The sequence below is a fragment of the Phytopseudomonas flavescens genome, from assembly GCF_900100535.1.
Lineage (GTDB): Bacteria > Pseudomonadota > Gammaproteobacteria > Pseudomonadales > Pseudomonadaceae > Aquipseudomonas > Aquipseudomonas flavescens.
This window is the reverse complement of the sequence record NZ_FNDG01000003.1, coordinates 210,104-225,156: the sequence shown is the minus strand read 5'-3', so window position 1 is coordinate 225,156 and position 15,053 is coordinate 210,104. Positions and strand designations below refer to the sequence as shown.

The 15,053-nt window shown below is 64.5% G+C and carries 12 protein-coding genes; all 12 read left to right on the top strand.

Annotation, left to right across the window (positions count from 1 at the left end; translation table 11 throughout):
* Window positions 1–85 precede the first annotated feature (85 nt).
* The 12 genes from BLR94_RS05170 (at window position 86) to BLR94_RS05115 (ending at window position 14,916) form a co-directional block, all read left to right on the top strand.
* Window positions 86–1,147 carry a PA0069 family radical SAM protein gene (locus BLR94_RS05170; RefSeq protein ID WP_084303699.1) on the top strand — a complete coding sequence of 354 codons (1,062 nt, stop codon included), beginning with the start codon at window positions 86–88 and terminating at the stop codon, window positions 1,145–1,147.
* Between the two features lie 297 nt (window positions 1,148–1,444).
* Window positions 1,445–2,170 (top strand): carbonic anhydrase, encoded by a 726-nt coding sequence (locus tag BLR94_RS05165; RefSeq protein ID WP_084303698.1) that lies wholly within the window; start codon window positions 1,445–1,447, stop codon window positions 2,168–2,170.
* A 446-nt stretch (window positions 2,171–2,616) separates the two neighbouring features.
* Window positions 2,617–3,522, top strand: a complete 906-nt coding sequence (locus BLR94_RS05160; protein ID WP_084303697.1) for a helix-turn-helix domain-containing protein — start codon at window positions 2,617–2,619, stop codon at window positions 3,520–3,522.
* Between the two features lie 224 nt (window positions 3,523–3,746).
* A complete protein-coding gene (locus tag BLR94_RS05155) occupies window positions 3,747–5,057 on the top strand; it encodes an ABC transporter substrate-binding protein (protein ID WP_084303696.1) in 1,311 nt (436 codons plus the stop codon).
* 96 nt (window positions 5,058–5,153) lie between these two features.
* Window positions 5,154–6,080 (top strand): carbohydrate ABC transporter permease, encoded by a 927-nt coding sequence (locus BLR94_RS05150; RefSeq protein ID WP_084303695.1) that lies wholly within the window; start codon window positions 5,154–5,156, stop codon window positions 6,078–6,080.
* A gap of 10 nt (window positions 6,081–6,090) precedes the next feature.
* Complete coding sequence (locus BLR94_RS05145) at window positions 6,091–6,924, top strand: carbohydrate ABC transporter permease (RefSeq protein ID WP_084303865.1); 834 nt, start codon at window positions 6,091–6,093, stop codon at window positions 6,922–6,924.
* Window positions 6,925–6,942: 18 nt separating this feature from the next.
* Window positions 6,943–8,049, top strand: a complete 1,107-nt coding sequence (locus BLR94_RS05140) for an ABC transporter ATP-binding protein (protein ID WP_084303694.1) — start codon at window positions 6,943–6,945, stop codon at window positions 8,047–8,049.
* Between the two features lie 17 nt (window positions 8,050–8,066).
* A complete protein-coding gene (locus BLR94_RS05135; protein ID WP_084303693.1) occupies window positions 8,067–9,542 on the top strand; it encodes a mannitol dehydrogenase family protein in 1,476 nt (491 codons plus the stop codon).
* Between the two features lie 3 nt (window positions 9,543–9,545).
* Window positions 9,546–11,030, top strand: a complete 1,485-nt coding sequence (gene xylB, locus BLR94_RS05130) for a xylulokinase (protein WP_084303692.1) — start codon at window positions 9,546–9,548, stop codon at window positions 11,028–11,030.
* Window positions 11,031–11,100: 70 nt separating this feature from the next.
* A complete protein-coding gene (locus BLR94_RS05125) occupies window positions 11,101–12,066 on the top strand; it encodes a carbohydrate kinase family protein (RefSeq protein ID WP_084303691.1) in 966 nt (321 codons plus the stop codon).
* A 92-nt stretch (window positions 12,067–12,158) separates the two neighbouring features.
* On the top strand, window positions 12,159–13,823 hold the full coding sequence (gene pgi / locus BLR94_RS05120) for a glucose-6-phosphate isomerase (protein ID WP_084303690.1): 1,665 nt from the start codon (window positions 12,159–12,161) through the stop codon (window positions 13,821–13,823).
* Between the two features lie 361 nt (window positions 13,824–14,184).
* Window positions 14,185–14,916 carry a carbonic anhydrase gene (locus tag BLR94_RS05115; protein ID WP_084303689.1) on the top strand — a complete coding sequence of 244 codons (732 nt, stop codon included), beginning with the start codon at window positions 14,185–14,187 and terminating at the stop codon, window positions 14,914–14,916.
* Window positions 14,917–15,053 lie beyond the last annotated feature (137 nt).

Sequence of the window (15,053 nt, the reverse complement as noted above, 5' to 3'; positions counted from 1 at the left end):
CAGGCAACCTCTTCCGACGAGGGTGGCTTGTGTCGACACCAGCAAAGCGAATACTGTGTTTATATACAGTTAACGAGCCTGCATCATGAAGCCGACCCCTGCCCCGCGCGGTCGCGGCACCGCCAGCAAGCCGCACAACCGCTTCGCGCCCACCAGCAGCGAGGCGGAGGACGATGGCTGGTATCAGGAACAGACGCCGCTGACTTTCGCCACCGAAGTCCGCCAGGAGTTGGCGAAGACGGTGATCAGCCGCAACAGCTCGCCGGACGTGGGCTTCGACCGGTCAGTGAATCCCTACCGGGGCTGCGAGCATGGCTGCATCTATTGTTTTGCCAGGCCCAGCCACGCGTATTGGGACCTGTCGCCAGGCATCGATTTCGAGACCAGGCTGATCGCCAAGACCAACCTGGCCGAGCGTCTCGAGGAACAGTTGAGCAAGCCGGGTTACGTGCCCAAACCCATCGCCCTGGGTATCAACACCGATGGCTATCAGCCCATCGAGCGTGAGCAGCAGTTGACGCGCCAGGCCCTGGAGGTGCTTCTGCGCTATCGCCACCCGGTCAGCATCATCACCAAGAGTGCGCTGATCCTGCGCGACCTCGATCTGTTCGAAGAGCTGGCCAGCCTCAATCTGGTCAGCGTGGCCTTCAGCGTCACCACCCTGGACGACGAACTCAAGCGCATCATGGAGCCGCGAACCGCGACGCCGAAGGCACGTCTGCGCGCCATGCGTACCCTGCATGAGCACGGCGTGCCGGTGGGGCTGATGGCGGCGCCAATGATTCCGATGATCAACGACATGGAGCTGGAGCGCCTGCTCGAGGCCGGGCGTGAGGCGGGGGCGAGCTCCGCCGGCTACGTGTTGCTGCGCTTGCCCCTGGAGATCGCCGGGCTGTTCGAAGAGTGGCTGCAGCGCCATTTTCCCGAGCGTGCCGAGCACGTGATGAGCCTTATCCGCCAGTCACGCGGGGGGCAGAACTACGACAGCCGTTTCGGCGTGCGCATGAAGGGTGAAGGCCACTTCGCCGAACTGCTGGCCCAGCGCTTTCGCCTGGCCCGCCGCCGTTATGGGTACGACGGCAGCAGGCGGGCCAGCCTGGACTGCTCGCTGTTCGCGCCACCCGGGCAGCAGATGGGGCTGTTCTGACGGCGATTCTCGTTGCCGGCATTCCCGGGTGTCGCTGCGCTCGACCCGGGCTACTGGTTTGGCGGCTGGCGCTGCGTAGCCTGGCGTTGAGCGAAGCGATACCCAGGGCAAATTTGCGGATAAAAACTGGCTGAAGGAACGCTTGCGCTCACCCGCCGAGCGGAGATTTTTCACCCGGACGTGCCTTGAATCATCCTGGCACAGTCCAAGCCTTCGACCACTTGTCGGTAACCCTGCCGACTGGGAAGCTTGTGCACTGTCATAGGCTTCGCCCCCATCCGTAAACGAGGTAACGCTATGCCTGGTAATCGTCGTTCTGCCGATGGCAAGTCCGAGAAAAACGCCGCCTCCGCCGCCGAGGCGCTGGATCATCTGGTCGATGGCTTCCTGCGCTTTCGCCAGGATGTATTCCCGCAACAGCAGGCGCTGTTCAAGAAGCTCGCCCACGCTCAATCGCCGCGCGCCATGTTCATCACCTGCGCCGATTCGCGCATCGTTCCCGAGCTGATCACCCAGAGCGAGCCGGGCGACCTGTTCGTCACCCGCAACGTCGGTAACGTGGTGCCGCCCTATGGGCAGATGAACGGTGGCGTTTCCACCGCCATCGAATACGCCGTGGCGGCCTTGGGCGTTCAGCACATCATCGTCTGCGGTCACTCCGACTGCGGCGCGATGAAAGCGGTGCTCGACCCGGCCACCCTGGAGCGCATGCCCACGGTAAAAGCCTGGCTGCGGCATGCCGAAGTCGCCAAGACGGTGGTCGCCGACAACTGTGGTTGCGCCGATCACACCACCCTGGGTGTGCTCACCGAAGAGAACGTGGTGGCTCAGCTCGACCACCTGCGAACCCATCCGTCGGTGGCCTCGCGTCTGGCTGCCGGGCAGCTGTTCATCCACGGCTGGGTGTATGACATCGAGAGCTGCCAGATCAAGGCCTACGATGCCGAAACCGGTGAGTTCCGCCAGATCGGCGACGGTCCGCTGCCGATGGCGACGCCGCGCGCGCGTTATCCTCAGGGCTGAGTCGGTCTGCTCGCTGCTGGTCGTGTAGTGGGGCCGCGATAAGGCGCACTCACGTTCTGCGTGGGAGACAGGCGATGTGGGAGCGCGCCATGCGCGCGAATCGCGGGCGCGGCCCGCTCCCATAGTGGATCGCACAACGTCAGCCCACCGCTCGACAATCGCAATGGTGGATGAAAAGAGCGTCAGCTACGCGCCCCGATCCACCCTACGTCCTGGTCGTTGGTGGCGGCGCCTGCCACAGGCGTTAAAAGCAATAGCGGCCATTTGTAGGGTGGACGGCGCTTCTCCCGTCCACCGGCTCCATGATCGCAGTGGTGGATGCAAAAAGCGTCGGCCACGCCTGCCTCTGTGACAGGGTTCGCGGGCGCGGGATCGGCGAGCCCGGAGGGCTGTGCTAGGGTCTCTAGTCGATATTCCGACAAGAACAAGACGACGCCGCCCGAATCATGTCCCGAACGCAAAGAACGCTCGACCCGTCCTACGAGTTGATGGATGACCACGAGGGCCATTCGCTGATCTATCGCCAGCACGGCTTTCCCAGCCCGCTGGTGCGCTGGCATTTCCACAAGGAATACGAGCTGCACCTGATCGTCGCCAGTTCCGGCAAAGTGTTCATCGGCGACTACATCGGCAATTTCTCCCCCGATACCCTGTTTCTCACCGGCCCCAACCTGCCGCACAACTGGATCAGCCAGATGGGCGCGGGCGAGGCAGTGGCTCAGCGCGACATGCTGGTCAACTTCACCGACGAGGTGCTGGAAAGCGGCACCGCGGTATTCGCCGAGCTCAAGGATCTGCAGCCGCTGCTCAGCCGTGCCCATTACGGCATCGAGTTCCGTTGCGAGCGCACCATCGCCGAGGCGCGCCAGCTGCTGCAGCGCATCGCCGACTCCCAGGGCATGACCCGGCTGGGCAATTTCTTCATCCTCATGGAGCTGCTCGCCGCCTGCGACGACTACCAGCTGCTGTCGGACAGAACCGCCGCGCAGCTGGCCGACGAGCACCATGTCGAACGCATCAATCGGGCGGTGGATTACATCTTCCAGCACTACGCCCAGGAACTGGCCCAGGAAGAAGTGGCCGAGTACCTGGGCATGACGCCGACCTATTTCTCGCGGTTCTTCAAGCAGGCCACCGGGCGTGGCTTCGTCGAGTTCGTCAATCGCATGCGGGTGAGCAAGTCCTGCGAGCTGCTGACCCAGAGCGACAAGCCGGTGACCCAGGTGTGCTTCGAGTCCGGCTTCAACAACATTTCCAACTTCAATCGGCGTTTCCAGCAGCTCAAGGGCATGACGCCCAGCGGTTATCGCAGGTTGGTCACGCAACGGATTACCGAGCAAAACCGGTACTGATTGCGCCGGCCTCATCTACCGGGAAGAGGCCGAAAGGCCCGCACTTGAGGCTTTCTGCGGTATGTCATGGCTGTTGCTCGCTATTCGATGAGTGCAAAAAAGTATCGGTTGCAGTGCAGTCGAGGCGTTGTTCATGTTCGGACGTAGGGGTGTAATCCGGGTCGGCCCACAAAAACAATAATGTCTCCTTCGACCGAGCCGGTCAGGGAGAGGAGTTCAAGACCATGAACCACTCGATCAAAGTACTGGTAGCCGCTTCATGCCTGTCGCTCAGCGTTGGCGCACAGGCCGCCGAGACCCTGACCATCGCCACGGTCAACAACAGCGACATGATCCGCATGCAGCGCCTGGCGAAAACCTTCGAAGAACAGCATCCGGACATCAAGCTCAAATGGGTGGTGCTCGAAGAGAACGTGCTGCGTCAGCGCCTGACCACCGACATCGCCACCCAGGGCGGCCAGTTCGACGTGCTGACCATCGGCATGTACGAAGCGGCGTTGTGGGGCGAGAAGGGCTGGCTGGAGCCCATGACCGACCTGCCCGCCGACTACGCCCTCGATGACGTCTTTCCCTCCGTGCGCGAAGGCCTCTCCGCCAAGGGCCAGCTCTACGCCCTGCCGTTCTACGCCGAAGCGTCGATCACCTACTACCGCAGCGACCTTTTCGAGCAGGCCGGGTTGAAGATGCCCGAGCAGCCGACCTGGGAGCAGATGGCCGAATTCGCCGGCAAGCTGCACCAGCCCGACAAGGGCCAGTACGGTATCTGCCTGCGCGGCAAGGCCGGCTGGGGCGAGAACATGGCGCTGATCACCACCGTGGCCAATGCCTACGGCGCGCGCTGGTTCGACGAGCAGTGGAAGCCCGAATTCACTGGCAGCGAGTGGAAGAACGCGCTGAATTTCTATGTCGACACCATGAACAAGTACGGCCCGCCTGGCGCGTCGAGCAACGGTTTCAACGAGAACCTGGCGCTGTTCAACAGCGGCAAGTGCGCGATGTGGGTCGATGCCAGCGTGGCCGGCTCCTTCGTCACCGACAAATCGCAGAGCAAGGTCGCCGACTCGGTAGGCTTTACCTTCGCGCCGACCCAGGTCACCGACAAGGGCGCCTCCTGGTTGTATTCCTGGGCGCTGGCGATCCCTACCAGTTCCAAGTCCAAGGAAGCTGCCAAGACCTTCAGCGCCTGGGCCACGTCCAAGGCCTACGGGGCGCTGGTCGCCGAGAAGGATGGCGTGGCCAACGTGCCGCCCGGCACCCGCGCGTCGACCTACAGCGCCGCCTACATGCAAGCGGCGCCGTTCGCCAGGGTCACCCTCGACTCGCTTAAGAAGGCCGACCCCGCCAACCCCAGCGCCAAGCCCGTGCCTTACGTGGGCATCCAGCTGGTGACCATTCCCGAGTTCCAGGCCATCGGCACCAGTGTCGGCAAGCTGTTCGCCGCCGCGCTGACCGGGCAGATGAAACCTGATCAGGCCCTGCAGGCAGCCCAGCAGAGCACCGAGCGGGAGATGAAGCGCGCCGGGTATCCGAAGTAGCCAATCCGTAGGGTGGGTTGGGCGCCTTTAGGCATGGCGCCGTAACCCACCCTAGGTAAAGCGTCATCCGCTGTAGAACCGTCTTTCGGAGACACGATGAACACCATCGAAAATCCTGCTGAGCAGGCCCGCGAGCCGGCGCCACGAAAATCGCGACGCCTGGCGCCCGGCTGGTTGCTGGTCAGCCCCTCGGTCATTCTGCTGCTGATCTGGATGATCGTGCCCCTGGGCATGACCCTCTACTTTTCGCTGATCCGCTACAACCTGCTGTACCCCGGCGAGAACGATTTCGTCGGGCTGGAGAACTTCGAATACTTCGTCACCGACGCGGCTTTCCTCTCCGGTGCCGGCAACACGGCGTTGCTGGTGGGCAGCGTACTGCTGATCAGCGTGGTGTTCGGCGTGCTGATTTCCGCACTGCTGGAGGCCAGCGAGTTCTTCGGCCGGGGCATCGTACGGGTGTTGCTGATCTCGCCATTTTTCATCATGCCCACGGTCAGCGCACTGTTGTGGAAGAACCTGATCTTCCATCCGGTTTCGGGGATTCTCGCTGCGGTCTGGACGTTCTTCGGTGCCCAGCCGGTGGACTGGCTGGCCCACCACCCGCTGTTCTCGATCATCCTCATCGTCTCCTGGCAGTGGCTGCCGTTCGCCATCCTGATCCTGATGACCGCCATGCAATCCCTCGATCAGGAGCAGAAGGAAGCGGCGCGCCTCGACGGCGCCGGGCCGCTGGCCATCTTCTGGCACCTGACTCTGCCGCACCTGGCGCGACCGATCGCCGTGGTGGTGATGATCGAGACCATCTTCCTGCTTTCGGTGTTCGCCGAGATCTACACCACCACCAGTGGCGGCCCCGGTTATGAGTCCACCAACCTGGCCTACCTGATCTACACCCAGGCGCTGCTGCAGTTCGATGTGGGCATGGCCTCCGCCGGCGGGCTGATCGCCGTGGTCATCGCCAACATCGCCGCCATCGTGCTGATCCGCATGATCGGCAAAAACCTCACCGACAAGCAGTAGGGGCGTGAGCATGCTGACTCTCAAACAATCCCGCCGTCTGCAAAGCGTGCTGGTCGGCACGCTGGCCTGGGCCGTGGCCGCGCTGATCTTCTTTCCGATCTTCTGGATGGTGCTGACCAGCCTGAAGACCGAACTCGACGCCTTCGCCACGCCGCCGCAGTTCATCTTCACGCCGACCCTGGAGAACTACCTGCACATCAACGAGCGCAGCGACTACTTCAGCTTCGCCTGGAACTCGGTGCTGATCTCTTTCTCGGCGACCCTGCTGAGCATGCTGATCGCCGTACCGGCGGCGTACTCCATGGCCTTCTTCGAAACCCGCCATACCAAGCGCACGCTGCTGTGGATGCTGTCGACCAAGATGCTGCCGCCGGTGGGCGTGCTGGTGCCGATCTACCTGCTGGCCAAGCAGTTCGGCCTGCTCGATTCGCGCATCGTGCTGATCGTCATCTACACCCTGATCAACCTGCCGATCGTGGTGTGGATGGTGTACACCTACTTCAAGGACATTCCCGGCGAGATCCTCGAAGCGGCGCGCCTGGATGGCGCCACCACCTGGCAGGAAATCGTCCGCGTGCTGCTGCCCATCGCCCGTGGTGGCCTGGCCTCGACCATGCTGCTGTCGCTGATCCTGTGCTGGAACGAGGCGTTCTGGTCGCTCAACCTGACCAGCTCCGCCGCGGCGCCACTGACCGCGCTGGTGGCCTCCTATTCCAGTCCCGAAGGCCTGTTCTGGGCCAAGCTTTCCGCCGTTTCGACCCTCGCCTGTGCGCCCATCCTGATCTTCGGCTGGATCAGCCAGAAGCAGCTGGTGCGCGGCCTGTCGTTCGGCGCTGTGAAATAACAAGAAGGATCAAGAGCCATGGCTGATTTGAAAATCCGCAACCTGAAGAAAGGCTTCGACGGCACGGCGATCATCAAGGGCATCGACCTGGATATCGAGAACCGCGAGTTCGTGGTCTTCGTCGGCCCGTCCGGCTGCGGCAAGTCCACCCTGCTGCGGCTGATCGCCGGGCTGGAGGAAGTGTCCAGCGGCACCATCACCCTCGACGGCACGGATATCACCGACACTGCTCCGGCCAGGCGCGACCTGGCGATGGTCTTCCAGACCTATGCCCTGTACCCGCACATGACGGTGCGCAAGAACCTGTCCTTTGCCCTCGATCTGGCCCGGGTGGGCAAGCAGGAGGTGCAGGAGAAGGTCGCCAACGCGGCGCGCATCCTCGAGCTGGACGCCCTGCTCGAGCGCAAGCCCAAGCAGCTCTCCGGCGGCCAGCGTCAGCGGGTGGCCATCGGCCGGGCCATCGTGCGCAACCCGAAGATCTTCCTGTTCGACGAGCCGCTGTCCAACCTGGACGCCGCCCTGCGCGTGCAGACCCGCCTGGAACTGGCGCGCCTGCACAAGGAGCTGAAGGCGACGATGATCTACGTGACCCACGACCAGGTCGAAGCCATGACCCTGGCCGACAAGGTGGTGGTGCTCAACGGCGGCCGCGTCGAGCAGGTCGGTTCGCCGCTGGAGCTGTACAACCATCCGCTCAATCTGTTCGTCGCTGGCTTTCTCGGCACGCCGAAGATGGGCTTCCTGCGTGGCCAGGTCGAAGGCGTCGAGGCCGGGCTTTGCCGGATACGCCTGCAGGGCGGCTCCACCCTGGAGCTGCCGCTGGCGGGCACCGGGCTGGTGAACGGCAGCCAGGTCACCCTGGGCATACGCCCCGAGCACCTCAACGTGGTGCCTGCCGGCCAGGGCCGACTGCAGGCGACGGCGGACGTCAGCGAGCGCCTGGGCAGCGACACCTTCTGCCATGTTCGCGTCGGCGCGGAAGACCTCACCGTGCGCGTGCGTGGCGATTTCTCCCCGGCCTATGGCGAGCCCCTGGCACTGGATTTCGATCCGGCCCACTGCCACCTCTTCAACGCCGATGGCCTGGCCATCGACAAACGCATCCAGGCTGGCCAGGCCACCTGAGGCGCAGGAATGACTCCATGAAACTGACCCGCAAGCATCTCGCATCACTGGCCGCCGAGGTTCAGGTACCGAGCTACGACCCGGCGCACGTGCGCCAGGGCATCGCCCATATCGGCGTCGGCGGTTTCCACCGCGCCCACCAGGCGATCTACACCGAAGCGCTGCTCAACCGCGGCGAAGCCCTCGACTGGGGCATCTGTGGCGTTGGCCTGCGCCACGAGGACCGCGCCATGCAACAGGCGCTGGCCGAGCAGGATCATCTCTACACGATGCTGGTGCTGGGCGATGAGCCCGGCCTGGAAGTACGCGTGGTCGGCGCCATCAACGGCATGCTGCTGGCCGAGGATTCGCCGGCCGCGCTGATCGACAGGCTGGCCGACCCGGCGATTCGCATCGTCTCGCTGACCATCACCGAGGGCGGCTACTGCATCGACGACAGCAGCGGCCAGTTCATGGCCCACCTGCCGGACATCCAGCACGATCTGGCGCACCCGGACGCACCGCGCAGCGTCTTCGGTTTTCTCTGCGCGGCATTGGCCAGACGCCGTGCGGCCGGCACGCCGGCATTCACCCTGATGTCCTGCGATAACCTGCCGCACAACGGCGCGGTGACCCGCAAGGCGCTGCTGGCTTTCGCCCACCTGGCCGACCGCGAGCTGGCGACCTGGATCGACAGCCACGTCAGCTTCCCCAATGCCATGGTCGACCGCATCACGCCCATGACCAGCGATGCCCACCGTCAGCAACTGGCCGAGCGTCATGGCGTCGAGGACGCCTGGCCGGTGGTCTGCGAGCCGTTCCTGCAGTGGGTGCTGGAAGACAGGTTCGTCAACGGCCGGCCGGCCTGGGAAAAGGTCGGTGTGCAGTTCACCGATGACGTCACGCCCTACGAGGAGATGAAGATCAAACTGCTCAACGGCAGCCACCTGGCGTTGACCTACCTGGGCTTTCTCAAGGGCTATCGCTTCGTACACGAAGCCATGAACGACCCGCTGTTGCAGCGCTATGTGCGCACCTTCATGGACTTCGACGTGACCCCGCAGCTGGCGGCGGTGCCGGGTATCGACCTGGAGGCCTACAAGGACACCCTGATCGAGCGCTTCTCCAACCAGGCCATCGCCGATCAGCTCGAACGCGTTTGCTCGGACGGCTCGTCGAAGTTTCCCAAGTTCATCGTGCCGACCCTCAACCGGCTGATCGAGGACGGTCGGCCACTGGAGCGCGCTGCGCTGGTGGTCGCCGCCTGGGCGTTGTATCTCAAGGGGGTCGACGAGAAAGGCATCCGCTATCGCATTCCCGATCCGCGTGCCGCTTTCTGCCAGGGGCTGGTCGAGGACGACGAGCGGGTGAGCGAGCGGGTGCTGGGTGTCGAGGTGATCTTCGGCACGGCCATCCCCCAGTCGGCGGCGTTCGTCACTGCCTTCGAGCTGTGCTACGACAGCCTGCGCAAGCTCGGTGTGACACGCACCCTGCAGACCCTGCTGGGCGATTGAGCCATGTACCTCGGCATCGACTGCGGCACCCAGGGCACCAAGGCGCTGGTGCTGGACATCCACAGCGGCCGGGTGCTCGGCGAGGGCAGCGCCGCGCACCAACTGATCAACGGCGCCAACGGGCGCCGCGAGCAGGAGCCGGCCGGCTGGCTGCAGGCCTTCGAGCTGGCCACCGCGCGAGCGCTGCAGCAGGCCGGGGTAACTGGCAATGCGATTCTCGGTATCGGCGTGTCCGGTCAGCAGCATGGCCTGGTGCTGCTCGATGCCAGGGGCGAGGTCTTGCGCCCGGCCAAGCTCTGGTGCGACACCGAGTCGACGGCCGAGAACGCCCAGCTGCTGGATTTGCTCGGCGGCGAAAGCGGTTCGCTGGAGCGTCTGGGCGTGGCCATCGCGCCGGGCTACACGGTGTCCAAGCTGCTGTGGACGCGCGCTCACCACCCCGAGGTGTTCGCCCGTATCGCCCATGTCCTGCTGCCCCACGACTACCTGAATTATTGGCTGACCGGTCGCTGCTGTGCCGAGTACGGCGATGCCTCGGGCAGCGGCTACTTCAACGTGCGCACCCGCAGCTGGGATAATGCACTGCTGGAGATGATCGATCCGAGCGGCGTGCTGGTGCGAGCCCTGCCGGAGCTGATCGAGTCCCATCGCTGCGTCGGCCCGGTTCGTCCGCAGATCGCCGAGCGCCTGGGCCTCAACCCCCGTGCTCTGGTGGCCAGCGGCGGTGGCGACAATATGATGGGCGCCATCGGTACGGGCAATATCGCCCCCGGCGCCATCACCATGAGCCTCGGCACCTCGGGCACGGTATACGCTTATGCCGATCAGCCGCGGGTCAGCCCGCACCCGCAGGTGGCGACCTTCTGTTCGTCATCCGGCGGCTGGCTGCCGTTGATCTGCACCATGAACCTGACCAACGCCAGCGGCGCGATCCGCGACCTGCTGGGGCTGGATGTCGACACCTTCGGTGCGCTGGTCGGCGAGGCGCCCATTGGCGCCCAGGGCGTGCTGATGCTGCCATTCCTCAATGGCGAGCGGGTGCCGGCGCTGCCGCTGGCCAGCGCCAGCCTGCACGGCCTGACCAGTGACAACCTGACCCGCGCCAACCTCTGCCGCGCGGTGGTGGAGGGCACCACCTTCGGCCTGCGCTATGGCCTCGACCTGCTGCGCGACAGCGGCATTCGCAGCGATGCCATCCGCCTGATCGGCGGCGGTGCGAAGAGCGCCACCTGGCGGCAGATCGTCGCGGACATCATGGGCGCGCCGGTGGCCTGTCCGCAGCACACCGAGGCGGCAGCGCTCGGCGGGGCGATCCAGGCGGCCTGGTGCGTGAGCCACGAGCAGGGCCAGGCGCTGAGCCTGGACAGCCTGTGCGAGCGCTGCGTGACCCTGGATGAAACCCGCGGCGCACAACCCGACGCGCTGCGCAGCCGGGCCTACGAAGGCGTCTATCAACGCTATCGTGAGCAGGTGCGACAGCTGCAATGACCCCATTCCGGCGGCCTTTCGCCGTTGGCTCTTCCCTGCGCGAGCGCGCCTTCTGTGATGCGGAGATTCCATGTACCTGGTATGCGGCGAAGCCTTGTTCGATTTCTTCTGCAACCCTGGCGAGCGCAGCGGCGAGCTGAATTTCCAGGCCCTGGTCGGCGGTTCGCCGTTCAACGTGGCGGTCGGCCTGCGTCGGCTTGGCGTGGAATCGGCCCTGTTCGGCGGCATTTCCAGCGACTACCTCGGCCAGCGCCTGCGCCAGGTGCTGGAGGAGGAGGGGGTGAGCGATCGTTACCTGATCGCCAGCGAGGCGCCGACTACCCTGGCCATGGTTGCCCTGGATGCCAAGGGCTCGCCGCAGTACATGTTTCGTGGCGAGGGCTGCGCGGATCGGCAGCTGCTCGCCGAGCATCTGCCCGCTCTGGACGAGCAGGTCAGCGGCCTGCACGTGGGCTCCTATTCGCTGGTGGTGCCGCCGATTGGCGACACCCTGCTGGCGCTGGTCGAGCGCGAGAGCGAACGCCGCCTGATCAGCCTGGACCCCAACGTACGTCTCAATCCTGCGCCAAATATCGAGCACTGGCGCCAGCGAATTGAATCTTTTGCCGCCCATGCGCATCTGATCAAGGTCAGCGAGGAAGACCTGGAGCTGCTCTATCCCGGTATCGAGCCGCTGACGAGCATCGAGCGCTGGCTGGCCGGGCGTTGCCAGGTGGTGTTTCTGACCCGTGGCAGCGCAGGGGCGGGCGTGTTCAGCCGGCAGCATGGGCACTGGTCAGTGCCGGCGCGCCAGGTGGCCACGCGTGACACGGTGGGAGCGGGGGATACCTTCCAGGCGGCGATCATCGCCTACCTGGTGCAGCATGGGCTGGACAGCCCGGCTGCCCTCGCTGCGTTGTCGCGTGAGCGGCTCGATGCGATGCTCGATTTCGCGGTAAAGGCCGCGGCGTTGACCTGTTCGCGGGTTGGCCCGCAGTTGCCGTACCGCCATGAACTGGAGCCTTATGAGGCCGTTGAGGGACGTGAGGCGCAGTAGGCAATTTTCAATGCAGTATTGCCAACGCCACGCTCAGCGGCATGCCATTGAATTCGCGAGGCCAGCAGGCTGGCCCGAACCGAGGAATCTTCATGCCGTACCTTTCGTCATCGCTGGATGTCACGCAACTGCCGAGCTGGCAGGCCCTGGTCGCCCACCGCGAGCGGCTCGCCGGCTTCAGCATGCGTCAGGCCTTCGCCGCCGACGCGCAGCGCTTCGAGACCTTCAGCCTGAGCGGCTGCGGGCTGTTCCTGGATTACTCGAAGAACCTGATCAACACCGAGACCCGCGAGCTGCTGGTCAACCTGGCCCGCGAAGTGGGGCTCGAGCGGGGCATCCGCGCGCTGTTCGACGGCGAGCTGCTGAACAACACCGAGCAGCGACCAGCACTGCACACCGCGCTGCGCCGCCCCTTGGGTGACAAGGTGCAGGTCGATGGCGTGGACATCATCCCCGAGGTGCAGCGCGTGCTGCAGCAGATGACCGAGCTGGTCGGGCGCATCCACGATGGCCTGTGGCGCGGTTACACCGAGAAGCCCATCACCGACGTGGTGAACATCGGCATCGGCGGTTCCTTCCTCGGTCCGCAACTGGTCTCCGAGGCGCTGCTGCCCTTCGCCCAGCGCGGCGTGCGCTGCCACTATCTGGCCAATATCGACGGCAGCGAGTTCCACGAGCTGTCGGCCAAACTGCGCGCCGAGACCACCCTGTTCATCGTCTCGTCGAAATCCTTCGGCACCCTGGAAACCCTCAAGAACGCCCAGGCCGCGCGCGGCTGGTACCTGGCCCAGGGCGGTTCCGAGGCCGAGCTGTATCGCCATTTCATCGCCGTGTCGAGCAACCGCGAAGCGGCGGTGGGTTTCGGCATCCGTGAAGAGAACATCTTCCCGATGTGGGACTGGGTGGGCGGTCGCTATTCGCTGTGGTCGGCCATCGGCCTGCCCATCGCGCTGTCCATCGGCATGTCCAACTTCAAGGAGCTGCTGTCCGGTGCCTACCGCATGGACGAACATTTCCAGACCGCGCCCTTCGAGGAGAACATGCCGGTGCTGCTGGCGCTGCTCGGCGTCTGGTACGGTAACTTCTGGGATGCCCAGAGCCATGCGATCCTGCCGTACGATCATTACCTGCGCAACATCACCAAGCACCTCCAGCAGCTGGATATGGAGTCCAACGGCAAGAGCGTGCGTGGCGATGGCCAACCGGTCAGCACCGCCACCGGGCCGGTGATCTGGGGCGGCGTCGGCTGTAACGGCCAGCATGCCTACCACCAGTTGCTGCACCAGGGTACCCAGCTGATTCCGGCGGATTTCATCGTCCCGGTGAGCAGCTACAACCCGGTCGGCGATCACCACCAGTGGCTGTACGCCAACTGCCTGTCGCAGAGCCAGGCGCTGATGCTCGGCAAGTCCCGCGAGGAAGCCGAGGATGAACTGCGCGCCAAGGGCATGGACGAGGACGAGGTGCAGCGCCTGGCACCGCACAAGGTGATCCCCGGCAACCGTCCGAGCAACACCCTGGTCATGGAGCGTGTCAGCCCACGGCGCCTGGGTGCACTGATCGCCATGTACGAGCACAAGGTGTTCGTGCAGAGCGTCATCTGGGGCAACAATGCCTTCGATCAGTGGGGTGTGGAGCTGGGCAAGGAGCTTGGCAAGGGTGTGTATTCGCGCATGGTCGGCAGCGACGAGGCCCGCGCGGAAGACGGCTCGACCCAGGGCCTGATCGACTTCTTCCGCGGCCGCCACCGCGGCTGAACGCCGGGTACGGCCTGTAGGCGTTACCTGCTGATTGCACCCCGCGCCGAATGATGCCGGCGGGGGATGCAACGGCAGCCAATCCTGGCGCATTCGTCCGATCGCGAGCCCCTGTCACGCGATCGACATCTGCATGCTTTTACGATGCCGGGACGTCGAGCCCATGCCAGAGCGGTTGACCGATGCGCGTACGGCGTCCACATGCAGTTATACAGAGGCCGCCCGATACGCTGCGAAATGCTTGCGATTAAGGTTTGTTTAAGCCTGCAGGGGTATCTTCGGTTTCAATGTGACCAGCTGGTCAGATTGCATACTGCCATCAGATGGCAAGTCAATATCATGACTGAAACCAGGAGGCACCATGAGCGATCGCATTCGTTCCATCCGAACCGCCACACCCCCATCAGCCGGCAAGCAGACCGCAGAAGATGCCCTGCAGACCCTGCTTGATGGCTTCCAGCGCTTCCGTACCGAGGTCTTTCCCGAGCAACGCGAGCTGTTCAGCAAGCTGGCCCGCCAGCAGAGCCCGCGGGCCATGTTCATCACCTGCGCGGACTCGCGCATCGTTCCCGAACTGATTACCCAGAGCGACCCCGGTTCGCTCTTCGTCACCCGCAATGTCGGCAATGTGGTACCGCCGTACGGGCAGATGAACGGTGGCGTATCCACCGCCATCGAGTACGCGGTGATGGGCCTGGGCGTACAGCACATCATCATCTGCGGGCATTCCGATTGCGGCGCCATGAAAGCCGTGCTGGCGCCTGAAAGCATCGAGCGGATGCCGACGGTCAAGGCCTGGCTGCGCCATGCCGAAGTGGCCAAGACGGTAGTGGCAGACAACTGCGGCTGCGCCGACCACTCAACGCTGGGCGTGCTCACCGAAGAGAACGTGGTGGCCCAGCTCGACCACCTGCGCACGCACCCGTCGGTGGCGGCGCGCCTGGCCAGCGGCCAACTGTTCATCCACGGCTGGGTCTACGACATCGAGAACTGCACCATCAAGGCCTATGACGCCGAGCGTGGCGAGTTCCTGCCCCTCGATGGCGAGACGGCTCCCAACGCCAGCCCACGAGCGCGTTACCTGGCTTCCTAGCCGACCCCGACAGGACGTCACCCGGTGGCCATGAATCGACTCCAACAATCGACAGCCGTATCGGGCCTTCTACCGCGTTGACGAGACCGCCGCGACACAGTCGTGGCGGTTGCGTCGACCAGGCAGAAGGCACATGG